This window comes from Pseudonocardia tropica (assembly GCF_040105315.1).
Lineage (GTDB): Bacteria > Actinomycetota > Actinomycetes > Mycobacteriales > Pseudonocardiaceae > Pseudonocardia > Pseudonocardia alni.
On sequence record NZ_JBEDNP010000006.1, the window covers coordinates 36,435 to 63,289 of the forward strand.

A 26,855-nucleotide genomic window follows, 5' to 3' on the forward strand; every position below is an offset into this window, starting at 1 on the left:
GCGGGAGGGGTCAGCGGGCGGTGCGCACCATGTCGACGAACAGCGCGTGCACCCGCCGGTCCCCGGTCAGCTCGGGGTGGAACGAGGTCGCCAGCACCCGGCCCTGGCGGACCGCGACCGCGCGCCCGGCCGCCTCACCGGCGTCGGCGCCGGCACTGGTGACCTCCGGGACGGAGGCCAGCACCTCGACGTCGCCGCCGGTCTTCTCCACCCACGGGGCGCGGATGAACACCGCGTGCACCGGGCCACCGGTGAGCCCGGTGAACTCCAGGTCGGTCTCGAACGAGTCGACCTGGCGGCCGAAGGCGTTGCGCCGCACGACGACGTCGAGCCCGCCGAGCTGGTGCTGGTCGGGGCGGCCGTCGAGGATCTCCTCGGCCAGCAGGATCATGCCGGCGCACGAACCGTAGGCGGGCAGGCCGTCGCGGAGCCGGGCGCGCAGCGGCTCGAGCAGCTCGAAGGTGGCGAGCAGTGTGGACATGGTCGTCGACTCGCCGCCGGGCAGGACGATGCCGTCCACCGTGGCCAGCTCGGATGCACGGCGGACCGGTACGGCCTCGGCGCCCGCCGCGGTCAGCGCCGCCAGGTGCTCGCGGACGTTGCCCTGCAGGGCCAGCACGCCGATCCTCACCGCCATGCCCGCCAGCCTAGACCCGTGCGACCTGCGGTAACCGCCCGTCCGGGGGTGAGCCGCGGCACCGTACGGCGGTGCCGCGGCCCGGGGTGCGGGACGCATCCTGGGATGCCGCGCGGTGCCGGGCACGGCCCGTCCGGGGACACGGGGGTGGGCGTCATGGACATCGGAGCGACGGTGCGGGTCTTCCGGGCCGAACCGCTGGCCGCGCCGGGCGACCCGGCCCCGGACGGCCCGCCGACCGACGGGGCGGCGACCCCGGCCGTGCCGGTCCCGGACGGCATGCCGCCGAGGGCCCCCGACCGGGCCGGTGAACCGGTGTGCGCCGCGCGCTGACCACCCCGTCGGACGGCACCGCACCGGACGTCGCGGGCGTCGTCGTCGGCTGGCGGTGCTGGCGCGTCACGGGCCCCGCCGCCGCGCCGCGGCTGCGCTCCCCGGTGCACGTGGCCACCGAATGGCCGCCGGGCGGGGCCCTCGTCGCGCGCTGCGAGCTGCGCGGACACGAGGCACCGGACCCGGCCTGCACCTGCGGTCTGCACGCGGTCCGCGACCCGGCCCGGGTCGGCGGCGTCGGGTTCGGTCCCGGCACCGTGCTGGGCTGCGTCGCGCTGTGGGGTCTCGTCGTCGAGGGCGAGCACGGCTGGCGGGCCGGCGCCGCGGCACCGCTGGTGCTGTTCTGCGGGCCCGCGCTGGGCGAGCCGGAGCGCGGCGGGCTGGCGCGGACCTACCGGGTCGGGGTGCACCGGCTGCCGCTCCCGGTCGCGGCCACCGTCGAGCGGGGGCTCCCGGCCGCGGCGGCGGGCGGGGTCCGGGCCGCCGCGGTCACCGGCCGGGGCCTCGACGACGCCGCGGCCGCGTTCGTGGCGGCCGTACCCGAGCCGGACGCCCCGGCGCGCCCGGTGCGGGTGCCGCGACCCCGCCGGTTCGCGCTCGGGACGACGGCGGTGCTGGCCGTGCTCGCCGCGGCGGCGGCCTCCCCCGTCGAGCACGTCCCCGTGCCCGCGCCGCCCGGGGTGGTCGTCCCCCGGTGAGCCGGGTCAGCCCGCCTCGACCTCGCCGCGCTTCGCCTGCTTCGCGGCGGCACCGCGCAGCGCCTCGGCGACGGCCGGGGCCACGCTCGTGTCGAACACGCTCGGCACGATGAACGACGGGTTCGGCTCGGCGACGACGTCGGCGATCGCGGTGGCCGCGGCCAGCATCATCGCGTCGGTGATGTCGTGGGCCTGGGCGTCGAGCAGCCCGCGGAACACGCCGGGGAACGCGAGCACGTTGTTGATCTGGTTCGGGTAGTCCGACCGGCCGGTGGCGACGACGGCGGCGTGCTTCATCGCCAGCGTCGGGTCGACCTCGGGGTCCGGGTTGGCCAGCGCGAACACGATCGCGTCGTCGTTCATCGTCCGCAGCTCGTCCGCGCCGAACAGGTTCGGCGCGCTGACCCCGATGAACACGTCGGCACCGACGAGTGCGTCGGCCAGCGAGCCCTGCTTTCCGTCCTTGTTGGTCTGCGCGGCGATCGAGACGAGGTTGTCGTCCATCCCCTCGCGTCCGGTGTGGACGATGCCGTCCACGTCGACGGCGACCACGTCGGCGGTCTGCTCCGAGCCGAGCAGCCGGATGATCGCCGAGCCGGCCGCGCCGACCCCGCAGACGACGACGCGGATGTCGGAGAACTTCTTGCCGACCACGCGCAGCGCGTTGCGCAGCGCACCGAGGACGACGACGGCGGTGCCGTGCTGGTCGTCGTGGAAGACCGGGATGTCGAGCAGCTCGCGCAGCCGGCGCTCGATCTCGAAGCAGCGCGGCGCGGCGATGTCCTCGAGGTTGATGCCGCCGTAGCCGGGGGCGATCAGCTGGACGGTGCGGATGATCTCCTCGGTGTCCTGGGTGTCGAGACAGACCGGCCAGGCGTCGACGTTCGCGAACTGCTTGAACAGCGCCGCCTTGCCCTCCATCACCGGCATCGCCGCGGCGGCGCCGATGTTGCCCAGGCCGAGCACCGCGGACCCGTCGGTGACGACGGCGACGGTGTTGCGCTTGATCGTCAGGCGACGGGCGTCGGACGGGTTCTCCGCGATCGCCATCGACACCCGCGCGACACCCGGGGTGTAGGCGCGCGACAGGTCGTCACGGGTGCGGAGGTTCACCTTGGACCGCACCTCGATCTTGCCGCCGAGGTGGAGCAGGAAGGTCCGGTCCGAGACCTTGCGGACCGAGAAGCCCTCGAGCTGCTCGATGGCGGTCTTGATCTCCTCGACGTGCTCGGTGTTGCGGGCGTTGACCGAGATGTCGACGACGAGGCTCTCGGCGCGTGCCTCGACGACGTCGAAGGCCGTGACGACGCCACCGACCTGGCCGACGGCGGCGGTGAGGTCACCGGCCGAGGCGGGGTGGGCGGGGGCGTCGACGCGTGCGGTGATGGCGTAACCGGGACCGGGAATGGACACGGGCGGGGACAGTACCGCCGGGGGTGTGGTTACCGTGGCGTCAATGATGTGACGACGCGCGTCACCGCTCGTCGGCGTCGTCCGCGGGGATCCGCGGCAACGGCCCGGTGGGGGCGTCGGCGACGGCCATCTTCGCCGCCGAGTCGGTCGGGGCGTGCCCGCCGAGCGCGGCCAGCGCGGCGTCGTTGCCGACGTCGGCCCCGGCCCGCTCGGACAGCAGCCAGCGCACCTCCAGCAGGTCGCAGTAGGCCTGCACGGCGTCGCCGGCACCGCCGAGCGCGGCGTGCGCCCGCGCGGACCCGGGGTCGAGGCAGTGGTCGATCCAGCTGCGGGCCGCGGCGCGCTCGGTGACCGGGTGGCCGGTGCGTCGCTGCATCCAGTCGCGGTGGGCGTTGAGGTCGCCGAGCAGGATCCGGGCCTGGCCCTCCCCCACGCCGACGCCGGTCAGTCTGCGCAGCGTCTCGGAGTGGTAGTTGCGGTCGCCGACGGCGATGTGCAGCCGTGACCGGCCGTCGCCGACCGGGAGCAGGGACACCTCGTCGACGGCGAAGCCGAGGTCGTTGAGCTCGCGGATGGCGCCCTCGACGCGGTAGCGGTCGCCGAAGGCGAACACCGGTGAGGTGTGCAGGGCGTCCCACAGCTCCCGGTAGCGTTCGGGCAGGGCGGTCGCCTCGTCGATGAGCTGCGGGATCATCTCCGGCGGGCGTTCCAGCGAGGTCGCGAGGTCGATCATCCCGGCGGCGATGTTCTCGACCAGGATCGTCACGTCGTGCTCGCGCTGGCCGTCGGACAGCCCGTCCGGGTGCACCTCGCTGGTCTCGGCGTCGACGAGGAAGGCCTGCAGGGTCTGCCCGTCGCGGGTGAACAGGGTGTTGCCCAGCGAGCAGTCGCCCCAGAACACGCCGTGCCGGTGCAGCTCGACCAGCAGCGAGATCATCGCGTCGAACAGCCGGGCGCGGTGCCGCGGCCGGTTCGGCGGCAGCCGCAGGAACAACCTGCGGTACTGCCAGGACCCGTTCAGGTACCGGGTCACCAGGATCGCGGTCTCGTGTGCGGGCTGGTTCACCAGGCCGGCCGGGCGGACCGCGGGCAGGCACTCGTGCTCGAGGCGGCGCAGCACGTCGTACTCGCGACGGGCGATCCGCTCCGGCATGTCCTTGAGCGCCCACAGCGCACCGTCGGCCTCGACGAACCGGACGAGGTGCCGGCTCGGGCCGACCTCCATGTCGCGCAGCGGGACCCGCGTCTCGTCCCACCGTTCCAGCGGCTCGTTCCAGGGCAGCGCGATCAGCTCGGGGCCGGGGGCCCGCAGCACCAGCTCCGGCGGGGCGTCCATTCAGGACACCCCCCGCGCACCGCGGGCCGGTGGCGCGGTGGAGCCGCGGATGACCAGCCGGGTCGGCAGGGTCGAGAGCGGCTCGACCGGCTCGCCGGACAGCGTCGCCAGCGCCATCCGGGCCGCGACGGCGCCCTGCTCGGCCGCCGGCTGGGCCACGGTGGACAGGTCGGTCAGCGCGGCCAGCGGGTGGTCGTCGATGCCGATGACCGACACGTCGCCGGGCACCGCGAGCCCGGCCCGGCGCAGCGTGCCGACGGCGCCGAGGGCGACCTCGTCGGTGTGGGCGTAGACCGCCGTCGGCGGGTCGGACAGCCCGAGCAGCTCCCCCATCGCGCGCGCACCGCCCTCCGGGCTCCAGGGCACGCTGACCGTCAGGGCGGGGTCGTACTCCACGCCGGCGTCGGCGAGCGCCGCCCGGTAGGCGGCGGCACGCCCCTCGGGCTGGCCCGGGTCGAGCTCCGGGTCGGTGGTGACGATCATCCCGATCCTCCGGTGTCCGAGGTGGAGCAGGTGGTCGACGGCCTGGCGGCCGGCGACGCACTCGTCGATCGACACCGAGGGGTGGTTCCCGATCCGGGTGCCCGCCGACACGATGCCGACGCCGATCCGCTCCAGCCGGGCGCGCTCGGCGTCGTCGACCCCGAACCCCAGGAGCACGACGGCGTCGGCACGCCGGCGGGCGGGCAGCTCGGCGAAGAACGCGCGCCGGGCCGCGGCGTCCCCCAGGTGGTAGAGCAGCACGTCGCGCCCGGCCTCGCGCAGCACCTCGGACAGCCCCTCCAGCGCGGCCCCGAACCACCACCGCGACAGGTGCGGGACGACGACGGCGATCCGCCCCGTGGTGCCCCGCGCGAGCCCGGAGGCGTCCGGGCTGACGACGTACTCCAGGGCGCGCGCGGCCTCCCACACGCGGGCGCGGGTGGCCTCGGCGACATGGGGGTGATCGCTGAGCGCGCGTGACGCGGTGGCCGGTGAGACCTTGGCCAGCCGGGCCACGTCGGCCAGGTTGACCGGTTCGGGCACGACACATGTATGCCCAAAGCTGGAAGCGATTGCAAGAGCGGATGTTATCCGACTGCGCTGGACCAGCGCCTGTCGATCAGTAAGGATCGTCGCCTGCGCGCCCGAATGCTGTGAGCCTTGACACTCTCGAATGAAAGGCCCACAGTCTCGGTTGGAAACGCTTCCAACGTCGCCGGCGAGCGACGGGACACAGCAGCGGTATCGGACACGGGAGTTCGGAGTTGACCATGCGTCGCACACGGTGGAGGAGGATGATGGCCGCCGGTGCGGCCACCGTCGCCCTCGCGCTGCTGGCGGGCTGCGGAGGCGCACCCGCGGGCCCGCCGGTCCTCAACTGGTACATCAACCCCGACGACGGGGGGCAGGCGGAGATCGCCCAGCGCTGCTCGGCGGCGTCGAACGGGCGGTACCAGATCGCGGTGTCGGTGCTGCCCCGCCAGTCCGCGGAGCAGCGTCAACAGCTGATCCGCCGGCTCGCGGCGAACGACAGCTCGATCGACATCATGTCCATCGACCCGCCCTACATCCCCGAGTTCGCCGAGGCGAAGTTCCTGGCCCCGGTACCCGAGGAGGTCGCGCAGCGGACCACCGCCGGGATCGTGAACTCCGCGAAGGAGGGCGCGAGCTGGAACGGCAGGCTGGTCACGGTGCCCTTCTGGGCCAACACCCAGCTGCTCTGGTACCGCAGGTCGCAGGTCGCCGGCACCGGGCTGGACCTGTCGAAGCCGGTCACCTGGGACCAGGTCGTGCAGGCCGCGCAGTCGAAGAACTCGATCATCGCCGCCCAGGGCATCCGGGCCGAGTCGCTCACCGTCTGGCTGAACGCGCTGGTCGAGGGCGGCGGCGGGCAGATCATCACCAACGCCTCGCCGCAGGACCCGGAGGGCGTCCAGCTCGGCCTGGACTCCCCCGCCGCGACGAAGGCCGCCGAGATCATGAAGGCCGTCTCGGCCGTCGGCGGTCCCGGCTTCTCGACCAACTCCGAGGACGAGAACTCCAACGCCTTCCAGTCCGGCGAGGCGATGTTCCAGGTGAACTGGCCGTTCGTCTGGGGCAAGGTCAACAGCGCGGTCGAGGAGGGCACCGTCCCGCAGTCCACGCCGGACGACTTCGGCGCGGCGCTCTACCCGCAGACCGAGGCCGGCACGCCCTCGGCGCCGCCCTACGGCGGCATCAACCTCGGCGTCGGCGCGTTCAGCCCGCACGTCGACCTGGCCTACCAGGCCACCGAGTGCATCGTCTCGACCGAGAACCAGAAGCAGTACTTCCTCACCAACGGCAACCCGGCCGCCCGGATCTCGGTCTTCACCGACCCGGACGTGGTGGAGAAGTTCCCGATGGCCCCGGTGATCGCGACGTCGCTGCAGCAGGCCAAGCCGCGCCCGCAGACGGCGTACTACAGCGAGGTCTCCGAGTCGATCCAGCGCACCTACCACCCGACCGCGGGCATCGACCCGCCGACCGTCGGCCCCGCGACCGCCGCGCTGATCAAGGCGGTCCTCGCCAAGGAGGAGCTGCTGTGACCACGACGACCGAGCGGCCCGGCACCGGGACCGGGGCCTCCCCGGCCCCGCGCGGTGCCAGCGACCGCAGCCGGGCCGAGCAGAAGCTCGGCTGGTACCTCGCGGGCCCGGCGTTCGCCGTGATGCTGCTGGTGACGGCCTACCCGATCGTCCAGGCCGTCTACTACTCGCTGTTCGACTACCGGCTGACCGACCCGGACAACATCTCCTTCGTCGGCCTGAAGAACTACGCGGTCATCCTCACCGACCCGATCTGGTGGACCTCCTTCGGCGTCACGGTGTTCATCACCGTGGTCACCGTCGCGGTCGAGCTGGTACTGGGCTTCCTGCTCGCGCTGGTCATGATGAACGCGCTCAAGGCGATCCGGCCGGTGCTGCGCGCCGCGATCCTGATCCCCTACGCGGTCATCACCGTCGTGTCGGCGTTCGCCTGGCAGTACGCGTTCTCCCTCGACTCGGGCTTCGTGAACTCCTGGTTCGGCTGGCTGCCCGGGGTCGCGGCGGACACCGACTGGTTCGGCTCGACCGGCTCGTCGCTGTTCGTGATCTGCCTGGCCGAGATCTGGAAGACCACCCCGTTCATCTCGCTGCTGCTGCTCGCGGGTCTGGCCCAGGTGCCCGACGTGCTGCAGGAGGCCGCCCGCGTCGACGGCGCGTCCTGGTGGCAGCGGATGTGGAAGGTCACCCTCCCGAACATGAAGGCGGCGATCATGGTCGCCCTGCTGTTCCGGACCCTGGACGCCTTCCGGGTGTTCGACTCGGTGTTCGTGATGACGGCCGGGGCGAACAGCACCGAGACGGTGTCGTTCCTCGCCTACCGCCAGACCATCGCCCGGGTCGAGATCGGGCTCGGCTCCGCGGTGTCGGTGCTGCTGTTCCTGTCCGTCGTGATCATCTGCGTCGGCTTCATCAAGGGGTTCAAGGTCGACCTGTCCCAGGCCCGAGGGGAGAAGTGATGTCCACCCGCGAGCGAGTCCTCTGGATCGTGGCCGGCATCGCGATCGTCGTCTACGCCCTGTTCCCGGTGGGCTGGATCGTGTCGCTGTCGCTGAAGTCGAGCGACGACATCGCCAACAAGCAGTTCCTGCCGACCTCGGTGTCGTGGAGCAACTACGAGCAGATCCTCGTCGGCGACGCGGCCGGGCTGTTCCTGCCCGCGCTGCGCAACTCCTTCGGCATCTGCATCATCGCGACGTTCCTGGCGTGCGTGCTGTCGATGTTCGCCGCCTACGCGATCGCCCGGCTCGACTTCCGGGGCAAGCGGCTGATCCTGTCGACCGCGCTGGCGGTGGCGATCTTCCCGGTCATCTCGATCGTGACGCCGCTGTTCAACCTGTGGCGCCAGATCGGGCTCTACGACACCTGGCCCGGCCTGATCATCCCCTACCTGTCGCTGACCCTGCCGCTGTCGATCTGGACCATGTCGGCGTTCTTCCGCGAGATCCCGTGGGAGATGGAGCAGGCCGCACAGGTCGACGGCGCGACCACCTGGCAGGCGTTCCGCAAGGTGATCGTCCCGCTGGCGACGCCCGGGGTGTTCACCACCGCGATCCTGGCGTTCTTCATCGCCTGGAACGACTTCGCCTACGGCATCTCGCTGACCTCGACCGGCGCGTCCCGCCCGGTCCCGGCCGCGCTGGGCCTGTTCTCCGGGGCCTCGCAGTTCGAGTCGCCCAACGGCCCGATCGCCGCCGCCGCGGTGATCGTGACCATCCCCGTCGTCGTGCTCGTCCTGCTGTTCCAGCGGCGCATCGTCGCCGGGCTCACCAACGGCGCCGTCAAGGGTTGACACCCCGTACACAGAGAGAGGAACCGACCGGCCATGGCGTCGATCGAGATGAAGAACATCGTCAAGAAGTACGGGGACGGCTTCCCGGCCGTGAACGACGTGAGCATGGACATCGCCGACGGCGAGTTCATGATCCTCGTCGGCCCGTCCGGCTGCGGGAAGTCGACGCTGCTGCGGATGATCGTCGGCCTGGAGGACATCACCTCCGGCGACATGGTCATCGCCGGCAACCGCGTCAACGACAAGGCCCCGCGGGACCGCAACCTGTCGATGGTGTTCCAGAACTACGCGCTCTACCCGCACCTGTCGGTCTACGAGAACATCGCGTTCCCGCTGCGCCTGGCCAAGGCGCCCGAGGACGAGGTCAAGCAGAAGGTCGACACCGCGGCGAAGGTCCTGGAGCTGCAGGAGCACCTGCAGCGCAAGCCCGCCAACCTGTCCGGCGGTCAGCGCCAGCGGGTCGCGATGGGCCGCGCCATCGTCCGCGACGCCGACGCGTTCCTGTTCGACGAGCCGCTGTCCAACCTGGACGCGAAGCTGCGCGGGCAGATGCGCACCGAGATCGCCCGCCTGCAGCGCAGGCTGGGCATCACCACGGTGTACGTCACGCACGACCAGACCGAGGCGATGACCCTCGGCGACCGGGTCTGTGTGCTGCGCAAGGGCGTCATCCAGCAGGTCGCCTCGCCGCGGGAGCTCTACGAGCAGCCGGTCAACCTGTTCGTCGCCGGGTTCATCGGGTCGCCGCCGATGAACTTCCTGCCCGCGACCGTGGCCGGGAGCCGGCTGGAGACGCCGTTCGGCCCGATCGAGCTCGACGCCGCGCGCGCCGAGAGGATCGCCGGTCGCGAGCTGGTGCTGGTGGGCATCCGGCCGGAGTACTTCGAGGACGCGTCGCTGGTCGACGAGGCCAAGAAGCACGTCGGGTCCACCTTCACCGCGAAGGTCGACGTGACCGAGTGGCTGGGCGACTCGCAGTACGCCTACATCCCCTACGAGGCCCCGGCCGAGGTGGAGACCAAGCTCAAGGACCTCTCGCGCGAGCTCGACGCCGACCAGCTGCGCACGCAGGCGATCGTGTCGATCGACTCGACCAGCCGGATCCGGGAGGGCCGCGACGCAGAGTTCTGGCTGGACGCGCGGAAGATCCACGTGTTCGACCCGGAGTCGGGCGACAACCTCACCCGCGACCCCGAGGCCGGCGCCGAGCTGACCCGGATCGCGGCCGAGGACCGCGCCGAGCAGGTGGCGCAGGCCCGCGGCGAGGGCTGAACCGGTCCCGGTGTCGTTCCCGATTCGCCCCCGGTGTCGCCGCGGGGCGGGTCAGAGGGCGCGGACGTCGCGCCGGTACCGGGTCTCGGCGACCCCGGCCAGCGTCCGCGCCATCACCGCGAACACGAAGCGCTGCGACGGGTAGGCCGCCAGCCACCCCAGCCGACCGGCCATCCCGCGCGGGGTGAACCGCAGGGTCTGGGTGTACCGGCTGGTCAGCCGGTCGGTCGGGGTGACGGCGAGTTCGAGCCGGGCGTCGCCGGGGAGCCGGTCCGCGGCACGCAGCACCAGCCGCCGCCCCGGCTCGACGGTCTCGACGGTCCAGCGGCCCAGGGGCTCACCGGGGACGAGGCGGGGCGGGCCGTCGCCGTGCCTGCGCGGGACGACACCGGGCCCGCCGGCGAGGACGTCGAGGTGGCCGGTCAGCGTCGCGACGCCCGGGACGGTGTACCAGCCGTGCGGGCCACCGAGCGTCTCGATCACCGACCAGACGGCGCGGGCGGGGGCGGCGACGTCGTGGGAGTCGGTCGTCGCCCACTCCAGCGGACCGCTGCCGGGCGGGTCGGACGGGCCCGGCCCGGCCGCGCCGACGCCGTCGAGGGCGCGGCGGACCGCCGTGCGGTACGGGGTCCGCCCGCCGGGCGGGGTGCCGATGAGCGCGTCGAGGGCCGCGAGGTCGTCGGGGTCGGCCACCAGCTCGTGGCGCATCGACTCGACCAGCGGCTCGGCCAGGCCCCGGCCGACCGGGGTGAGCGCGGCGACGGCGCGGGCGGTGAGCCGCGGCGCGGACAGCGGGACGGGCACCGGGAACGGCCGCAGCAGCCCCGCCTCGGCGGCGAACTCGCTCATCAGGGACCGGTAGGTGTGCACGTCGGGGCCGCCGACGTCGAACGCCCGGTCCACCCCGGCGGGCAGGTCGAGGCAGCCGGCGAGGTCGTACAGCACGTCGTCCACGGCGATCGGCTGGATCCGGTTCCAGGCCCGGTCGGGCAGCGGCAGGACCAGCGGACCGCCCATCGCGGTCTCGGTGAGGTGCCGGATCATCTCGAAGCTGGCCGAGCCGGTGCCGACGACGATCCCGGCCCGCAGCACGGCGGCCGGGACCGGACCGGCGAGCAGGATGTCCCCGACCTCGCGGCGCGAGGACAGGTGCTGCGACACCCGCCGGGTGCCGGTCTCGGGCTGCAGCCCGCCCAGGTAGACGATGCGGCGCACGCCGGCCTCGGCGGCGCCGTCGGCCAGCGCGTGCGCGGCGGTACGGTCGCGGTCGGCGTAGCCGGGGCCGTCCATGGCGTGCACCAGGTGGACGACGGCATCGACGCCGGCGCAGGCCCGGCGCACGTCCGCGGGGTGCTGGGCGTCGCCGCGGACGGCGTCGACCGCCTCGCCCCACGGGTGCGCGGCCAGCTTGCCCGGGGTGCGGGCGAGCACCCGGACGTCGTGGCCGGCGGCGAGCAGGCGCGGGACGAGCCGGGAGCCGACGTAGCCGGTGGCGCCGAGGACGAGCACGTGCATGGGCTGATCCTCGCGGTCGTCGGCGCGCGGCGCGCGCCGGGGTGACGACCGGCTCAGGCGATCCCGGCCAGCCGCAGCCCGGCCGTCGTCGCCGCGGCGAGGACGACGACCAGCACGAACGGCACCCGGAGGACCAGCGCACCGGCGGCCACGGCGACCCCGGCCGGGCGGGCCCAGCCGGCGAACCCGGCCCCCTCGAACCAGGTACCGGTGGCGACGAGCGCGACGAGCAGCCCGACCGCGCCCAGCTCGACCAGTCGCACGGTGCGCGGGGACAGGACGACCCGGTCGTGCAGGACGAGCGGCAGCAACCGCATGAGGTAGGTCCCGCCGGCGAGGACGAGCAGCGCGGCGACGGTCACGACTCCTCCTCCGTCCGCCCGGCGGCGGTGACGCCGAGCAGCCCGGCCAGCACGGGAAGGCCCGCCGGCAGGAACGGGGCGCAGGCCAGCGAGACCGCGGCGGCGGCCGCACCGACCCGGCGGGCGTCGACCCGGCGCAGCATCGGGACGAGCATCGCCAGCATCGCCGCCGGGAAGGCGGCGTCGAGACCGAACGCGGCCGGGTCCGGCACGCTCGCACCGAGCACGAGACCGGCCGCGGTGCCGAGCTGCCAGCACACGTACTTCACGACGCCGAGGATCCGGAACGCGCGCCACCCCCGGCCGGGGACGTCCGTGCGGGCCAGCACGAACGCCGTCGACTCGTCGGTGACGACGTGTGCTGCGGGCACCCGCGCCCAGCCCCCGCCCAGGTGACGGGCCAGTGCCAGGCCGAACGGCAGGTGCCGCAGGTTGAGCACCAGCCCCGCGGCGACGGCGGCCCACACCCCTCCCCCGGCGGCCAGCACCCCGGTGACCAGCAGCTGGGCGCCGCCCGCGAACACGAGCAGCGACATCGCCGTCGTCATGGCCGGGGACAGCCCGGCGGCCGGCGCGAGCGCGCCGAAGGAGACCCCGACGACGGCGACGGCCACCGAGATGGTGACGGCGTCGCGGACGTCCCCGCGGGTCGTTCGCTGTATCGAACGCATGCCCGATACAGTGAACAACGATGCCTGTGTTCGTCAAGCCGAACGAGGAGACCGATGGACCGAACGCCTGGGCCGCCGCTCGCGACGATCGCGGCGGCCATCCGCCGGGAGCGGGAACGCCTCGGGATCTCCTCGGCCGAGCTGGCCCGCCGGGCGGGGATCGCGAAGTCGACGCTGTCGCAGCTGGAGGCGGGGACCGGTAACCCGAGCGTCGAGACGCTGTGGGCGATCGCCGTCGTCGCGGGGGTGCCGTTCAGTGCGCTGGTGGAGCCGCCGTCGTCGCCGGTGCGGGTGGTGCGCTTCGCCGACCGTCCCGCGATCCGGTCGGAGGAGGCCGCGTACACCGGCGCGCTGCTCTCGCCGTGCCCGCCGGGTGCCCGCCGCGACCTGCACCTCATCACCTGTGAGCCCGGGCCGGCGCGGACGGCGCACGCCCACTCGCCCGGCACCGTCGAGCACATGGTCGTGTCCACGGGCCGGTGGAGCGTCGGACCGGACGACGAGCAGATCGAGCTCGACCCGGGTGACCACGTCACCTTCCCCGCCGACCGGCCGCACAGCTACCGGGCGCTCACGCCGGGTGCCACCGCGGTGCTGGTGATGGAGTACCGCTGATCAGGTGCCGCTGGCGCCGCGGGTCGCCGAGCCGGGCTCGCGGTCCGGGCCGCCCTCGGTGATGCGGTGCAGCAGTCCGTCGAGGAGCCCCTCGTCACCGCCCGCGTCGCCGGAGCCGTCCCCGCCCTTCTCGGACTCGGGCAGGGCGTACTGGCGGACCCAGTCGACCTGCATCTCCGAGGGCTTCACCTCGCCGCCGCCCTGGGGGAACCAGTCGAGCTGGATCGTCAGGTGCATCGGCCCGGGGGGCAGGACCGAGGTGTCGTCGGTGTGCCACCACTGCCTGCCGTCGACGAAGGCGGTCACGCCCTTCGGTGTCCACTCGACCGCCCAGTTGTGCCACTGGGTCGCGTCGATGTCGACCGAGCCCTGGACCTGGGAGTTGTCCTCGCCGTAGTGCAGGAACAGGTTGGTCTTCTGCCGGGTGTGGTCGGTCATCTCCATGAAGTCGATCTCGCCCCCGACCGGGAAGTTCTCGGCGGTCGGCCAGAGCAGCAGCAGCGCGTTGTACGACGGGTCCGACGCGGGCGCCCGCACCCGGCCCTCCCAGCGGCCGTACTTCTGGCTGCTGTCGGACCAGGCCGTGCCGCCGGTGGTGCCGTCGGCGTCGCCGTCGATGGTGAGCAGGCCGTCCTTCACCGAGATCGCCGACGGGGAACGGGTCCCCTTGCCGGCGTGGCCGGGGCCGTCGTAGGAGCTCCAGCCCGTGAGGGCGTCGCCGTCGAAGTCGTCGACCTTGGTGGGCTCGCCCCAGTCGTGTGCGACGGCGGCGGTGGTCGCCGCGCCCGGGTAGGACGGGACCGCCGGGGCGGCCGGTGCCGCGCCGGCGGCGCAGTCCGCGGGGGCGGGGGTCGCGCGGGGGGCCGGCTCGCCGGCCGGGGTGGTCGCGGCACCACCGGGCGCCGTGCCCGGGGTCGCGTTCGCCGAGGTCGTGTCGGCGGGTGAGCCCGGGGCGCCGGCCTGGTCGCCGGCCGGACCGCCCTGGTCGCCGGCCGAACCGCGGTCGCCACCCGAGCTGTCCTGGTCGCCGCCCGAGCCCGGGTCACCGCCCGAGCTCGGGTCGTCCCCGGAACCCCGGTCACCGCCGGAACCCTGGTCGTCCCCGGAACCCTGGTCGTCCCCGGAACCCTGGTCGTCCCCGGAACCCTGGTCGCCGCCGGAGCCGGTGTCGTGACCCGGGGACGTGTCGTCGCCGGGCCCCGTGTCGCCGGTGCCGGAGCCGCCCGCACCCGATGCCGTGTCGCCGGAGTCCCCACCGGAACCCGTACCCTGGTCGGAGCCGGAACCGGAGCCGGAACCGGAGCCGCGGTCGCCACCCGAGCCGGACCCCGCGTCGTTCCCCGAGCCGCCCGACCCCGACGATCCCCCGTCGCCGCCGGAGCCGCCCCCGTCACCGGAGCCGGAACCGGAACCGCCGGAGCCGTCGCCGCCGCTCCCCGAGTCGCCGTCGTGCCCCGAGTCGCCGTCGTGCCCCGAGTCGCCGTCGTGCCCCGACCCGTCCCCGGAGGATCCGTGGTCGTCCGAGCCGTCCCCGGACGGGCCGTCCCCCTCGGGCCCGGCCGTCCCGGGGGCGGCGGAGGCGCCGGGCTTCCCCGACCCGGCGCCTCCGGCACCACCGGTGGCCGGACCACCCGAACCGGCTCCCCCACCTGGGGCGGTGCCCGTCGTGGGGCAGTCCGCGGTCGTCGTCGCACCCGGTCGACCGTCCCCGGTGTCCGCGAACGCCGTAGCCGGAAAGCTGATCAACATCGCGGCGGCGATCGCCACGACCCTCACAGAGCGTCCCATCAGGCTCCTCCGTAACAGTGGTCTCCTGATCCCCACGGAACGCTAGATGCCACAGAGTCACCATGAGCACCTGTGTCACCACATCGAGTAGGCAACCCCTCCACCGAGCGACCGCGGAACGTGGCCGGAACGGACACCCCACGCGTCCGAGGGACCGATCGGGTCACCGGACCGTGGCCCGCACCCGGTCCCGCCCCCGCCGCACGGGTTCCGGCGCCGCCGCACGGGTCCGGTCCTGTGCGGCGCCCACGGAACCTGTGCGGCGGCGGGGACAGGGCGCGGACGGAACGACGAGAGCCCCGTCCGGCGGTGTGCCGGACGGGGCTCTCGGGGCGGAGCGGGGGGTGTCTACCAGCCGCGGGCGGCGTAGCGCTGCTCGTCGGGGATGTCGGCGATGTTGATGCCGACCATGGCCTCACCGAGGCCGCGGGAGACCTTGGCGATCATCTCCGGGTCGTCGTGGAAGGTCGTGGCCTTCACGATCGCCGACGCACGCTGCGCCGGGTCGCCGGACTTGAAGATGCCGGAGCCGACGAACACGCCCTCGGCACCGAGCTGCATCATCATCGCGGCGTCGGCCGGGGTCGCGATACCACCGGCGGTGAACAGCACGACCGGCAGCTTCCCGGTGCGGGCCACCTCGGCGACGAGCTCGACCGGGGCGCGCAGCTCCTTGGCCGCGATGTAGAGCTCGGCGGCGTCGAGCGAGGCGAGCCGGCCGATCTCGGCGCGGATCGAGCGCATGTGCCGGGTGGCCTCGACGACGTTGCCGGTGCCGGCCTCGCCCTTCGAGCGGATCATGGCGGCGCCCTCGGAGATGCGGCGCAGGGCCTCACCGAGGTTGGTCGCACCGCAGACGAACGGGGCGGTGAAGCCCCACTTGTCGATGTGGTGGGCCTCGTCGGCCGGGGTCAGCACCTCGGACTCGTCGATGTAGTCGACGCCGAGGGACTGCAGGACCTGGGCCTCGACGAAGTGGCCGATGCGGGCCTTCGCCATGACCGGGATGGACACGGCCTCGACGATGCCGGTGATCATGTCCGGGTCCGACATGCGGGCCACGCCGCCGTTGGCACGGATGTCGGCCGGGACGCGCTCCAGGGCCATGACGGCGACGGCGCCGGCGTCCTCGGCGATCTTGGCCTGATCCGGGGTGACGACGTCCATGATCACGCCGCCCTTCAGCATCTCGGCCATCCCGCGCTTCACCCGCGCGGTGCCGTGCTGCGGGCCGGCGGTGTCGGGGGTGTTCTCAGCTGCGGACACGGGTGATCGGAGCTCCTCACATGACGGTCGGACTGCGTGGCGATTCTACGTGAGGTCGCGCAGGTGAACGCGGCGGTTCCGGATCGGCGATCTCGAAGTACACCGGCTCCGGTGCGGTGCCGTGCAGCCGCAGCATCCGCACCAGCCGCCGGGAGCGCAGGGCACGGGTGTCGCGGACGGCGTCGTTGTGCACCCGGCGGGCCAGCACGACCAGCACCTCGGCGTCGGCGAGGTCGCCGCAGGGCCCGGGCCGGCCCGGCCCCCGCCCGACGACGGCGAGCTGCCTGGTCAGGGCATTCTCCGCGGCCTCGCGAGCGGCGCGGCTCCCGGCCGGGTCCCGGCCGTCCGGGGCCGGAGCGGGCAGTGCCCGCGCGGCCTCGGCGGCCCGGCGCAGGTCCGGCGGTGCGGCGGGACCGAGGGCGTCGGCGACGGCGAGCGCGACCCGGGCCCGGGCGTCCAGCGCCGCGGCGAGCCCGGACCGGGCGGCGTCGACCCGCACGTGCAGCCGGTGCAGGCGCCGGACCCGTGTCACGCACCACAGGGTGAGAGCCGCCACCAGCAGCGCCGCGAGGACCACTCCCCCGGCGACGACGGCCGTACTCACCGCGCGCCCCCGCGCACCAGCGGCCGCGGTGCGCCGGCGATCGCGGCCCGGTACACGCGCAGCACGTCGGAGGCCACGACCGGCCAGTCGTAGCGCTGCACCCGGTCCCGTCCGGCGGCGGCGAGCCGGGCGCGGGCGGCGGCGTCGTCGAGCAGGCGGGTGAGCACGGCGGCCAGGGCGGCGTCGTCGCCGGGCGGGAACAGGGCACCGGCGCGGCCGTCGTCGAGGACGGCGCGGAAGGACTCGAGGTCCGCGGCCAGCACCGGGGCGCCCGCGGCCATGGCCTCGGTCAGCACCATCCCGAAGCTCTCCCCGCCGCGGTGCGGTGCGCAGAACATCGCGACCGAGCGCAGCGCAGCGGCCTTGGTCGCCTCGTCGACCGGCCCGAGCAGGTCGATCCGGCCCGCCAGACCCGGTCCCGCGGCGCGCCGCAGCCGGTCGCCGTCGCCGCGACCGACGACGAGCAGTCGCACGTCCGGGCGGTCGGCGACGACCCGGCGCAGTGCTGCCAGCAGCACCGGCATGCCCTTGCGGGGCTCGTCGAAGCGGCCGACGTAGCCGACGCGCACCGCGGGCGGCAGGTCCAGGGCCGGTCCGCGGGCGAACCGGGCGACGTCGACACCGTTGGGGATCTCCGTGGCGTCGCCGCCCAGGTGCTCGACCTGGACCCGGCGGGCGGTCGCCGACACCGCGATCCGCGCCGTCACCCGCTCCAGCAGGGGGCGTGCCACGGGTCCGAACGCGGCGAGGACCCGGGACCGCTCGGTGGAGGTGTGGAAGGTCGCGACGACCGGCCCGCGGGCGTCGAGCAGCGCCAGCGCCGACACCGACGGGGTCGTGGGTTCGTGCACGTGCAGCACGTCGAAGTCGTGCGCGGCGAGCCAGCGCCGGGTGCGGTGGCGGGTCAGCGGGCCGAACGCGACGCGGGCGACGGAGCCGTTGTAGGGGACGCCGACGGCCCGCCCTGCCGGGGTGACGAACTCGGGCGCGGTGCCGGTGGTCGGGGCCAGGACCTCGGCCGTGTGCCCGAGCGCGCGCAGCGCGGCGGCCAGGTCCAGGACGTGGCGCTGCACTCCCCCGGCGACGTCGAGGGAGTACGGGCAGACGATCCCGATCCTCATCGGGCGCCGACCGGCTGGAGCATGTGCCAGTCCCACGGACGGCGGGCGATCATGTCGCCGAACGCGTCGGCGAGGTGCTGGACGGCAGCGGGACCGGGCGGGACCGGCGCGCCGACCTCGACGCCCCAGGCGTCGTCGGTGAAGTAGGGGTAGGCCGGGTGCAGCGCGGCGCCGGTGAGCCGGGCGAGCCGGGCCGGGCCGGACGGCAGCCGGGCGGGCCCCCCGAGGAACGTCACGTCGGTCCCGGTGCCGGTCAGGTCGCGGTCGGCGACCAGGCAGACGACCCCGCCGCGGCGCAGCCGCCCGGTGAGCGCGCGGTGCGCGGCGCGGGGGTCGTCGGCGGTCACGACCTCGAACCCGAGCGCGCGCCGGTAGGCGAGGAACCGGCGGAACAGCGGCTCGGGGCGCAGCCGCTGCACGACGGTGGTCAGCGCCGGTTCGAGCCCGAGCCGGTCGAGCTCGCGCAGCAGGTAGAGCCCGGCGAGGTCCCAGTTGCCGGCGTGCGGGAGGGCGAACACGACCCCGCGCCCGGACCGGGTGACCGCCAGCGCACCGGCGACGCCGCGGGCGTGCGGGTGCATCGCGGCGTGCACCGTGGCCGGGTCGAGGCCGGGCAGCGCGAACGCCTCGCGCCAGTAGCGGGCGTAGCTGCGCATCCCGGCGTCGACCAGGGCGTCGAGCTCGGCGGGGGTCGCGTCGGGACGGGCCCGGCGCAGGTTGTGCCGCAGCCGTCGCACCCCGGGACCGTCGCGGCGCACCGCGAGCGCGGCGCCGGCGTCGAACACCCGTCCGACGACACCGGCCGGCAGCCGCCCCGCCACCCGCCAGCCCGCCGCGTACCCGGCGGCGCTCAGCGCGTCGGCGGTGCGCGTCCGCAGGTCAGGCACGCGGGGCCTCGCGGGAGCTGTGCCGCACCGCCAGGATCCGCTGGCCGAGGGTCACCGCCGTCCCGACCGCCAGCACGACGAGGGTGACGGTCAGCGCCCACGGCACCCCGACGCCGGACAGGAAGGCCCCGACCAGGCCGAGGATGAGCCGTTCGGCGCGCTCGACGAGGCCGCCCTCGGCGGTGAGCCCGACGGACTCGGCGCGGGCCTTGACGTAGGACACGATCTGACCGCCGACCAGGGCCACCAGCGCGGCGGCCCCGGCGAGGGGCTCGGCCCCGCCGGTCAGCGCCCACCAGGCGAGCCCGGCGAACAGGGCGCCGTCGACGATCCGGTCGCAGGTGGAGTCGAGCACCGCCCCGAACGGGGTGCCGTGCCCGCGGGCGCGGGCCATCGCACCGTCGATCAGGTCGGTCAGCACGAACAGGGTGACCAGCACCGCGCCGAGGGCCAGCCACCCGGTCGGCAGGAACGCCAACGAGCAGACCACGGCCCCGACGGTGCCGAGCACGGTCACGGTGTCCGGGCTGACACCGCGGTCGATCAGGGCCCGCCCGACGGGGTCGGAGAGCCGGTTGACGTGCGCGCGGGCGAACAGGTTCAGCATCGGCGGCTGCGTGCTCCCGTGCAGGACGGCGGCGGTGGGGGACGCTGCCAGCGTAGTCCGACACCGGGTCCGCCCGCCGTCGGCGCGGCCGGAGTCAGCGACGTGGCGGTTCCCACGCCTGCGCCAGCTGGTCGCGGGTCTCGGCGAGCAGCTGCGGGATCACCTTCGTCTGCCCGACGACGGCGATGAAGTTCGCGTCGCCGCCCCAGCGCGGGACGACGTGCTGGTGCAGGTGCTCGGCCAGCGACCCGCCCGCGACGTGGCCCAGGTTCAGGCCCACGTTGAACGCGTGCGGCGCCGCGACCTTCTTCATGGTCACGACGGCCTGCCGGGTGAACGCCATCAGCTCGCCCGCCTCGGAGTCGGTGAGGTCCTCCAGGTCCGCGACGTGCCGGTAGGGCAGCACCATCAGGTGCCCCGGGTTGTACGGGTGCAGGTTCAGCAGCGCGAACACCTCGTCGCCGCGCGCGACGACGAGGTTGTCCGCGTCCGGGTCGGCCGAGTCGCCCAGGGTGTCCCCCCGGGCGATCCGGCAGAACGGGCAGCCGGTGTCACCGGCGCCCTTGATGTAGGCGAGCCGGTGCGGGGTCCACAGCCGGGCGAAGCCGTCGGGCGTCCCGGTCCCCTCCTGCGGGACCCACTCCTGCTCCATGCGCCGATCCTAGGCGCCGGTCCCGAAGCTCTCCGCGGTCGGCGAGGTGTTCGTGCGCGAACGCACCCACTCGACGATCGAGGTGACCGCCTGCTCGACCGGCACCGCATTGGTCTGCGAGCCGTCGCGGAAGCGGAAGCTGACCGCGCCCGCCTCCACGTCGCGACCGCCGGCGAGCAGCAGGAACGGCACCTTCGCCAGGGTGTGGGTGCGGATCTTCTTCTGCATCCGGTCGTCGCCGGAGTCGACGTCGATCCGGATGCCCGCGGCGCGCAGCCGGGCGGCGATGTCGCGGACGTGGTCGTCCTGGGCCTCGGTGACCGGGATCCCCACCACCTGGACGGGGGCAAGCCAGGCCGGGAAGGCGCCGGCGTAGTGCTCGGTGAGCACGCCGAAGAAGCGCTCGATCGAGCCGAACAGCGCGCGGTGGATCATGACCGGACGCTGCCGGGAGCCGTCGGAGGAGGTGTACTCCAGCTCGAAGCGGTCCGGCAGCATCAGGTCGACCTGGATGGTCGACATCTGCCAGTAGCGGCCGATCGCGTCGCGGGCCTGCACCGAGATCTTGGGGGCGTAGAACGCGGCGCCGCCCGGGTCGTCGCGCAGCTCCAGCCCGAAGCTCTCCGCGGCGTCGCGCAGCGCCTGGGTGGCCTCGGTCCACGACTCGTCGGACCCGATCGACTTCTCCGGGTTGCGGGTGGAGAGCTCCAGGTAGAAGTCGTCGAGGCCGTAGTCGCGCAGCAGATCGAGCACGAACTGCAGCAGGCTGCGGATCTCGCCCTGCATCTGCTCGCGGGTGCAGTAGATGTGCGCGTCGTCCTGGGTGAAGCCGCGGGCGCGGGTGAGGCCGTGCACGACGCCGGACTTCTCGTAGCGGTAGACGGTGCCGAACTCGAACAGCCGCAGCGGCAGCTCGCGGTAGGACCGTCCGCGCGAGGCGAAGATCAGGTTGTGCATCGGGCAGTTCATCGGCTTGAGGTAGTAGTCGACGGCCGGCCGCTTCAGCTCACCGTCTCCGGTGTACTCCGCGTCGAGCTGCATGGGCGGGTACATGCCCTCGGCGTACCACTCCAGGTGCCCGGACTTCTCGAACAGCGCGCCCTTGGTCGCGTGCGGGGTGTAGACGAACTCGTACCCGGCCGCGGCGTGCCGCTCGCGCGAGAGGTCCTCCAGCTCCTTGCGGACGACGCCGCCCTTGGGGTGGAAGACCGGCAGGCCGGACCCGATCTCGTCGGGGAAGCTGAACAGGTCCAGCTCGCTGCCCAGGCGGCGGTGGTCGCGGCGCTCGGCCTCGGCGATGCGCTCCAGGTAGGCGTCGTGCGCCTCCTGCGACTCCCACGCGGTGCCGTAGATCCGCTGGAGCTGGGCGTTGCGCTGGTCGCCCCGCCAGTACGCGGCGGCCGAGCGGGTCAGCGAGAACGCCGGGACGAACCTGGTGGTCGGCAGGTGCGGGCCGCGGCACAGGTCCGACCAGACGACGGCGCCGGTGTGGGCGTGCACGTTGTCGTAGACGGTCAGCTCGCCGGAGGAGTCGACCTCCATGACCTCGCCGTCGTCCGCGCCGCCCTTGATGTCGATGAGCTCCAGCTTGTAGGGCTCGTCGGCCAGCTCGGCGCGGGCCTCGTCCTTCGAGGCGTAGCGACGGCGCTCGAAGCGCTGGCCCGCCTTCACGATCTTCTTCATCGCCGACTCGATCTTCTTCAGATCCTCGGGGGTGAAGGGGGTGTCGACGTCGAAGTCGTAGTAGAAGCCGTCGGTGACCGGCGGGCCGATGCCCAGCTTGGCCTTGGGGAACAGCTGCTGGACGGCCTGGGCGAGCACGTGCGCCGCCGAGTGCCGGATGACGCTGCGCCCCTCCTCGGTGTTCGCGGGGACCGGGACGACCTCGGCGTCGGCCTCGGGGGCCCAGGCGAGGTCGCGCAGGGCGCCCTCGGTGTCGCGCACGACGACGATCGCCTCGGGACCACTGGTCGGCAGCCCGCCCTCCCGGACGCGCGCGCCGGCGGTCGTCCCGGCCGGCACCCGGATCGGGGCGGACGCGGGCGGGGCGGACGGTGCGGACACGGGGGTGCCTCCAGGGGTGGGGTGGGATCCCGCACGGAGGGGGTGGATGCGGGACTGGTCCCCCGATGCTAGTCGGGGGCCGCGAACCGGTTTCGACCGCCGGGAGGACGCCCGACGAGCGCGCCCGCGAGCCGGCGCCGCCCTCGGCGCTGCAGTTCCTGCACCTGTGCCTCCGCGACCCGCGCCCGCTGCCCGGCCCGAGGAGGTCGCGGCCTTCGAGTGGACCGACGCGGCCCGGGCGTTCGTCGAGCAGCGCTGATGGTGGCGACCTCGGCCGTCCGCGGCGAGGACCGCCTGCGCTCCTACGAGCTGCCGGCCTCGCCGTCGGCCTGCGCCCGGCGGCCGCGGCCGCCTGACCCGGGGCGGCCGGGGCACCACCGCGGGCGTGAACGACGCCGCCGCCCGCTTCCGGGCCGCGATCGAGGGCGGAGACCTCGACACGGCCGTCGCCCTCTGCCGCGACGACGAGGATCCGGGAGGTCACCGTGCCCGTGCGGCCGCTGTCGGTCGCGGTGGCGCTGCGCGACCGCATGGGCCCGCTGCTCTCCTGACCCCGTCACCGCAGGTCGGCGTCGGGGTTGCCGCCGCCCGTCGATCGACGACGGCCGGTCGTCCCGCCCGGTGCGGCCGTCCGGCCGTCCGACGCTGGGCCACCCGCGCGTCGTCGCACGCAACCGGCCGTTGCTCGACGCAGTGATCGTGTCGCCTGTGCATCCCTTCGGCCGCAGGCACGATGGTCCGCATGCCGCACCATGATCGGGTGATCCGGTCACGGAGCGCGCCATCCCCCCGCTGACGTGCCGACATTCGAGTGACGTCGATCAGGTGGGCACAACGCCGCCCTCCGGTCCCTCGTTGACACAGCGACCTCGTTGACCGGGTGGGACCACGCCACCGTCCGGCTCCGCCGGCCGTCGACCAGAAGGGAGAGCCGGTTGCCCGCAGGCCCGCCCCCACCGCCGCGGTCGCGCCGCTCCCCGGAGTCCGATTCCTACGGTTCGTCCGGCTCCGGTCGTGCGGTCGACACCGAGGAGCGCCCGACCGGCCGGCACGGCAGCGACCAGGTCGCCCGCGCCGACTCCGGCGCCCCGGCCCGGCACGGCGCCCCCGCCGGTGCACGGCGCGCGCGGTCCGGTGAGTCGGAGGCCCGTTCCTTCGCCGACGTCGTCCGGGTCACCGGGTCGACCGGGCGCCCGGGTCCGGACGGGGCACCCGGCGCCGGGGAGGACGGCGGCTCCGGCCGTCGGCGCTCCCGGCGGGCCGACCGGGCCGCTCCCGCCACCGCCGGCCCCGGTATCGGGGCCCCGGCCGACGGCGCCCCCACACGCAGCGCTCCCGCGAACGGCACCTCCGCGAACGGCTCGGGCGGCACGGGCTCCGGCGTCAACGGCTCCAGGGGCGACGGCTCCAGGGGCAACGGCTCCAGGGGCAACGGCTCGGGCGTCAACGGATCCGGGGGCACCACGAGGGTCGGGCTGCGCGTGCGCGGCGGCACCGTGCCCCGCGAGCCCGGCAGCACCCCGCGGCCCGCCGCCACCGGCGCGACACCCGCGGGCCCGCCCCCCTCGGCCGAGCCCCGGCACACCACCGGTCCCCAGCGGCGCCCCGGCGCCGGCGGGCCCGGCCGGTCGGGCCCCGCACCGTCGTTCCCGGGCGGGCAGCCCACCGCGTCGGCCCCGGCCGCGCCGGTCGACCGCCCGGCGACCGGGACGCCCCGGCCCGAGAACGACGACGCCCACGGCACCGCGCCCGCCCCGGGGCGCCGGATCACCGGGCCCCGTCAGCGCCCCGCCCCGGGATCCCCTGCGACCCCTGTCGTCGGTGGGCCGGGCTCCGCGGCCACCTCGGGCCCTGCCGCGCCGCGTCCCGCCGCGCCCGGCCCGGCGGCAGCATCCGGCACCCGCCCCGCCCCGGCGGCTCCGAGCGCCCCCGGCGCCGGTCCGCAGGGCGCCGCGCCCCGCCCCGGGCAGCACCCGTCGCCGCCGCCGGTCCCCCGGCCCGCCGTGCCCCCGACCGGTGCCGCGCGGCCGGCCCCGGCGGCCGCCACCACGGCGACCACCAACGGGGCCCCCGCTGCGTCCGCCGCTGCGTCCGCTGCTGTGTCCTCCACGGCCGTCGCCGCGCCCTCGGCGCCGTCCCCGGGCCCGGCGGCCCCGGACGGCACCGCCGCGGCCACCCGCACCGGCCGCCGTCGTCGTCCCGAGCCGGACGAGGAGGCCGGGTCCGCCACGGACGCCATGCCCGCACGCACGGGTGGTCGCCGCCGCCGTCCCGGACCCGGCGACGCCGCGCCCGCGCCCGCCCCCGCCCCCGCCGCCGAGGCCCCGACCGGGCTCGTGCCCGCCACCGCCCCGCGCGGCGACGGCGGTGCGCCCACCGCCCTGGTCTCCGCCCCCGGCGACGAGGCGGGCACCGAGCTCGTCGACGCCGCGGCCCCCGGCCCGCGCCGCCGGCGCCGCGCCGAGCCCGACGGACCCTTCGACCGGGTCATCGCACTCGTCGGGCCCGGCGTGGGTGTCGTGCGCCGCCGCCTCGGCATCCTCGACGCCGACCAGAAGGCCGCCCTCACCCCCGAGGAGCGCCGGACCCGGCGTCGCAGGCAGGTCGTGTACTCGCTGGTCGGGACGGCCGCGTCGATCGTGCTGCTGCCGCTGCTGCTGCTCGGGCTCGGCTGGCTGCTGTTCCCGATCCCCAGCACCGACGACGCGGTGCAGAACCAGATCGCCACCGTCTCCTACGCCGACGGCGGCCAACTCGCCCGCCTGGTACCCGAGCAGGGCAACCGGATCAAGGTCGGGATGGACGCCATCCCGGTGCACGTGCGCGAGGCCGTGCTGGCGGCCGAGGACCGGTCGTTCTACTCGAACCCGGGCTTCGACTTCACCGGCATCCTGCGGGCGATGGTCGCCCAGCTGACCGGGGGCGTCGGCGGCGGGTCGACGATCACCCAGCAGTACGTGAAGAACACCCTGGTCGGCAACGACGCGACGTACTGGCGCAAGTACAAGGAACTGATCGTCTCGCTGAAGGTCTCCGGGCAGAAGTCCAAGGACGAGATCCTCAACGACTACCTCAACGCCATCTACTTCGGCCGCGGCGCCTACGGCATCGAGTCCGCCAGCCTCGCCTACTACGGCAAGCCCGCGGCCCAGCTGTCCCCCAGCGAGGGCGCGCTGCTCGCCGGGATCATCCAGTCGCCGTCCAACTGGGACCCGGCGAACTCCCCGGACCGGGCGGAGCAGCGCTGGAACTTCGTCCTCGACGGCATGGCCGCCCAGGGCTGGCTCTCCAGGGCCGACCGGCAGGCCGCCGTGTTCCCGCAGACCATCGCGCCGGAGAACACCTCGCGCTCGTCGTCGCTGACCGACGCCCGCGGCCACATCCTCAACGCGGTCCGCTCCGAGCTGGGCTCGCTGGGCATCTCCGAGCAGGCGTTCGCCCAGGGCGGCCTCCAGGTGACGACGACGATCGACCCGCAGCGCCAGCAGCAGCTCACCGACTCGGTCGAGCAGAAGCTGCGCGGCGAGCCGGAGCTGCTGCGCACCGGCGCGGTCGCGATCGACCCGCGCACCGGCGGCATCCTCGGCTACTACGGCGGGTCGAACGGCACCGGCCTGGACTACGCCCAGGTCATGAAGCAGCCCGGGTCGACGTTCAAGCCGTTCGCCGTGCTCGCCGGGCTCCTGAACGACCCGCCGATCGGCCTGGGCACCACCTTCGACGGGTCCGAACGGCCGGGACTGCGCAACTCCGAGGGCGCCAACTGCCCGCGCTGCGACCTCAAGCAGGCGATGACGATCTCCAACAACGTCGTCTTCACCAAGCTCGCCGCGCAGGTCGGGCCGCAGAAGGTCGCCGACGCGGCCCGGCTCGCCGGGATCACCGCCCCGCTGGACAACCCTGACGCGCGGCTCCCGCTGGGCAACAAGGAGGTCACGCCGGTCCAGCTGGCGTCGGCCTACGCCACCATCGCCGCGGGTGGTGTCTGGCACGCCCCGCACATGGTGTCCAAGGTCGTCGACTCCGACGGGCGGGTGCTCTACGAGTACCAGCCGGGCGAGGGCGAGCAGCGCTTCCCCGAGCAGGTGGCGCGCAACGTCGTCGAGGCGATGATGAACGTCGTCGACAACGACGGCCTGCAGCTGCCCGACGGGCAGGAGGCCGCCGGCAAGACCGGCACCGTCCAGTCCCGGTTCGAGGGTCAGAACAACGACGCCTGGTTCGCCGGCTTCACCCCCGGGATCGCGACGGCCGTGTGGGTCGGCACCGACCGCAACGACCCGATCCAGGACTCCGCGGGCCGCCCGATCAACGGCGCCGACCTGCCCGGGTCGGTGTGGAAGGCGTTCATGTCCGACACCGTGCGCACCACCGGCGCGGCCGAGTTCCCGGCGTTCAGACCGATCGGCGAGTCGCCCTCCACCCTGGCGCCGAACGAGCCGACCGCCCCGCCGACGCCGACGAGCACGCCGTCGGCCGAGCCCACGCCGGAGCCGACCGCGGATCCGGTCGCCCCCACCGACCCCCCGGCCCCGGTCGAGCCGACCGGCGTCCCGGAGACCACCGGCGACCCGGTGCCCGCCCAGCAGGACGACGCGCAGCCGGGCGCCGACACCGGCCGCGCCGCCGACCCGACCGTCGGCTGATCCGCCCCGTTCGTGCCGCGGCCGGGCTAC

General features: G+C 74.6%; 23 protein-coding genes. 8 read left to right on the forward strand and 15 right to left on the reverse strand.

The features are described 5' to 3' along the window. Positions 1–10: 10 nt before the first annotated feature. Positions 11–637, reverse strand: a complete 627-nt coding sequence (gene pdxT, locus WHI96_RS11745) for a pyridoxal 5'-phosphate synthase glutaminase subunit PdxT (protein ID WP_345653116.1) — start codon at positions 635–637, stop codon at positions 11–13. A 156-nt stretch (positions 638–793) separates the two neighbouring features. On the opposite strand from pdxT, the gene WHI96_RS11750 reads away from it, so the two are divergent. Further along, entirely contained in the window at positions 794–970 is a 177-nt protein-coding gene (locus WHI96_RS11750) for a hypothetical protein (protein ID WP_345653113.1), read from the forward strand. After that, positions 955–1,668: a hypothetical protein gene (locus tag WHI96_RS11755; RefSeq protein ID WP_345653110.1), complete on the forward strand. Its 714-nt coding sequence runs from the start codon at positions 955–957 to the stop codon at positions 1,666–1,668. Before WHI96_RS11750 ends, WHI96_RS11755 begins: the two co-directional genes overlap by 16 nt. Before the next feature lie 6 nt (positions 1,669–1,674). On the opposite strand, the gene WHI96_RS11760 is transcribed toward WHI96_RS11755, so the two are convergent. The 3 genes from WHI96_RS11760 to WHI96_RS11770 form a co-directional block, all read right to left on the reverse strand. Further along, entirely contained in the window at positions 1,675–3,081 is a 1,407-nt protein-coding gene (locus WHI96_RS11760) for an NAD-dependent malic enzyme (RefSeq protein WP_345653108.1), read from the reverse strand. Positions 3,082–3,142: 61 nt separating this feature from the next. After that, on the reverse strand, positions 3,143–4,417 hold the full coding sequence (locus WHI96_RS11765) for a DUF4032 domain-containing protein (RefSeq protein ID WP_345653105.1): 1,275 nt from the start codon (positions 4,415–4,417) through the stop codon (positions 3,143–3,145). Further along, entirely contained in the window at positions 4,418–5,443 is a 1,026-nt protein-coding gene (locus tag WHI96_RS11770) for a LacI family DNA-binding transcriptional regulator (protein WP_345653102.1), read from the reverse strand. A 251-nt stretch (positions 5,444–5,694) separates the two neighbouring features. Between WHI96_RS11770 and WHI96_RS11775 the strand changes: the two genes are divergently transcribed. Genes WHI96_RS11775 through WHI96_RS11790 form a run of 4 tightly spaced genes read left to right on the forward strand, consistent with a single transcriptional unit; the run spans position 5,695 to position 10,027 of the window. Beyond that, positions 5,695–6,966: an extracellular solute-binding protein gene (locus WHI96_RS11775; RefSeq protein WP_345653099.1), complete on the forward strand. Its 1,272-nt coding sequence runs from the start codon at positions 5,695–5,697 to the stop codon at positions 6,964–6,966. After that, positions 6,963–7,922: a carbohydrate ABC transporter permease gene (locus WHI96_RS11780; RefSeq protein ID WP_345653097.1), complete on the forward strand. Its 960-nt coding sequence runs from the start codon at positions 6,963–6,965 to the stop codon at positions 7,920–7,922. The genes WHI96_RS11775 and WHI96_RS11780 overlap by 4 nt, the downstream gene beginning before the upstream one ends. Beyond that, positions 7,922–8,755 carry a carbohydrate ABC transporter permease gene (locus WHI96_RS11785; RefSeq protein WP_308818981.1) on the forward strand — a complete coding sequence of 278 codons (834 nt, stop codon included), beginning with the start codon at positions 7,922–7,924 and terminating at the stop codon, positions 8,753–8,755. Before WHI96_RS11780 ends, WHI96_RS11785 begins: the two co-directional genes overlap by 1 nt. Positions 8,756–8,788: 33 nt before the next feature. Beyond that, on the forward strand, positions 8,789–10,027 hold the full coding sequence (locus tag WHI96_RS11790; protein ID WP_345653090.1) for an ABC transporter ATP-binding protein: 1,239 nt from the start codon (positions 8,789–8,791) through the stop codon (positions 10,025–10,027). 51 nt (positions 10,028–10,078) lie between these two features. Here WHI96_RS11790 and WHI96_RS11795 read toward each other — a convergent pair whose 3' ends face one another. Genes WHI96_RS11795 through WHI96_RS11805 form a run of 3 tightly spaced genes read right to left on the reverse strand, consistent with a single transcriptional unit; the run spans position 10,079 to position 12,575 of the window. Beyond that, a complete protein-coding gene (locus tag WHI96_RS11795; RefSeq protein WP_345653087.1) occupies positions 10,079–11,542 on the reverse strand; it encodes a DUF2867 domain-containing protein in 1,464 nt (487 codons plus the stop codon). Positions 11,543–11,595: 53 nt separating this feature from the next. Next, on the reverse strand, positions 11,596–11,904 hold the full coding sequence (locus WHI96_RS11800; RefSeq protein ID WP_345653084.1) for an AzlD domain-containing protein: 309 nt from the start codon (positions 11,902–11,904) through the stop codon (positions 11,596–11,598). Beyond that, on the reverse strand, positions 11,901–12,575 hold the full coding sequence (locus WHI96_RS11805) for an AzlC family ABC transporter permease (protein WP_345653081.1): 675 nt from the start codon (positions 12,573–12,575) through the stop codon (positions 11,901–11,903). Before WHI96_RS11805 ends, WHI96_RS11800 begins: the two co-directional genes overlap by 4 nt. 54 nt (positions 12,576–12,629) lie before the next feature. Between WHI96_RS11805 and WHI96_RS11810 the strand changes: the two genes are divergently transcribed. Then, entirely contained in the window at positions 12,630–13,190 is a 561-nt protein-coding gene (locus tag WHI96_RS11810; protein ID WP_226364951.1) for a helix-turn-helix domain-containing protein, read from the forward strand. On the opposite strand, the gene WHI96_RS11815 is transcribed toward WHI96_RS11810, so the two are convergent. From WHI96_RS11815 to thrS, 8 genes are all read right to left on the reverse strand, one after another. Beyond that, positions 13,191–14,978 (reverse strand): glycoside hydrolase family 16 protein, encoded by a 1,788-nt coding sequence (locus WHI96_RS11815; RefSeq protein WP_345653074.1) that lies wholly within the window; start codon positions 14,976–14,978, stop codon positions 13,191–13,193. 348 nt (positions 14,979–15,326) lie between these two features. Continuing rightward, positions 15,327–16,244 (reverse strand): pyridoxal 5'-phosphate synthase lyase subunit PdxS, encoded by a 918-nt coding sequence (gene pdxS / locus WHI96_RS11820; RefSeq protein WP_345653072.1) that lies wholly within the window; start codon positions 16,242–16,244, stop codon positions 15,327–15,329. A 16-nt stretch (positions 16,245–16,260) separates the two neighbouring features. After that, complete coding sequence (locus WHI96_RS11825; RefSeq protein WP_345653070.1) at positions 16,261–16,848, reverse strand: NUDIX hydrolase; 588 nt, start codon at positions 16,846–16,848, stop codon at positions 16,261–16,263. Beyond that, a complete protein-coding gene (locus WHI96_RS11830; protein WP_345653067.1) occupies positions 16,845–17,969 on the reverse strand; it encodes a glycosyltransferase family 4 protein in 1,125 nt (374 codons plus the stop codon). The genes WHI96_RS11825 and WHI96_RS11830 overlap by 4 nt, the downstream gene beginning before the upstream one ends. Beyond that, positions 17,966–18,856, reverse strand: a complete 891-nt coding sequence (locus tag WHI96_RS11835) for a phosphatidylinositol mannoside acyltransferase (RefSeq protein WP_345653064.1) — start codon at positions 18,854–18,856, stop codon at positions 17,966–17,968. Before WHI96_RS11835 ends, WHI96_RS11830 begins: the two co-directional genes overlap by 4 nt. Beyond that, entirely contained in the window at positions 18,849–19,463 is a 615-nt protein-coding gene (gene pgsA, locus WHI96_RS11840; RefSeq protein ID WP_345653061.1) for a phosphatidylinositol phosphate synthase, read from the reverse strand. Before pgsA ends, WHI96_RS11835 begins: the two co-directional genes overlap by 8 nt. Before the next feature lie 94 nt (positions 19,464–19,557). Next, complete coding sequence (locus WHI96_RS11845) at positions 19,558–20,115, reverse strand: HIT family protein (protein ID WP_345653059.1); 558 nt, start codon at positions 20,113–20,115, stop codon at positions 19,558–19,560. A 9-nt stretch (positions 20,116–20,124) separates the two neighbouring features. Then, complete coding sequence (gene thrS, locus WHI96_RS11850) at positions 20,125–22,179, reverse strand: threonine--tRNA ligase (protein ID WP_345653058.1); 2,055 nt, start codon at positions 22,177–22,179, stop codon at positions 20,125–20,127. Between the two features lie 935 nt (positions 22,180–23,114). Between thrS and WHI96_RS11855 the strand changes: the two genes are divergently transcribed. Further along, positions 23,115–26,825 carry a transglycosylase domain-containing protein gene (locus WHI96_RS11855; protein ID WP_349302378.1) on the forward strand — a complete coding sequence of 1,237 codons (3,711 nt, stop codon included), beginning with the start codon at positions 23,115–23,117 and terminating at the stop codon, positions 26,823–26,825. The last annotated feature ends 30 nt before the right edge of the window (positions 26,826–26,855 follow it).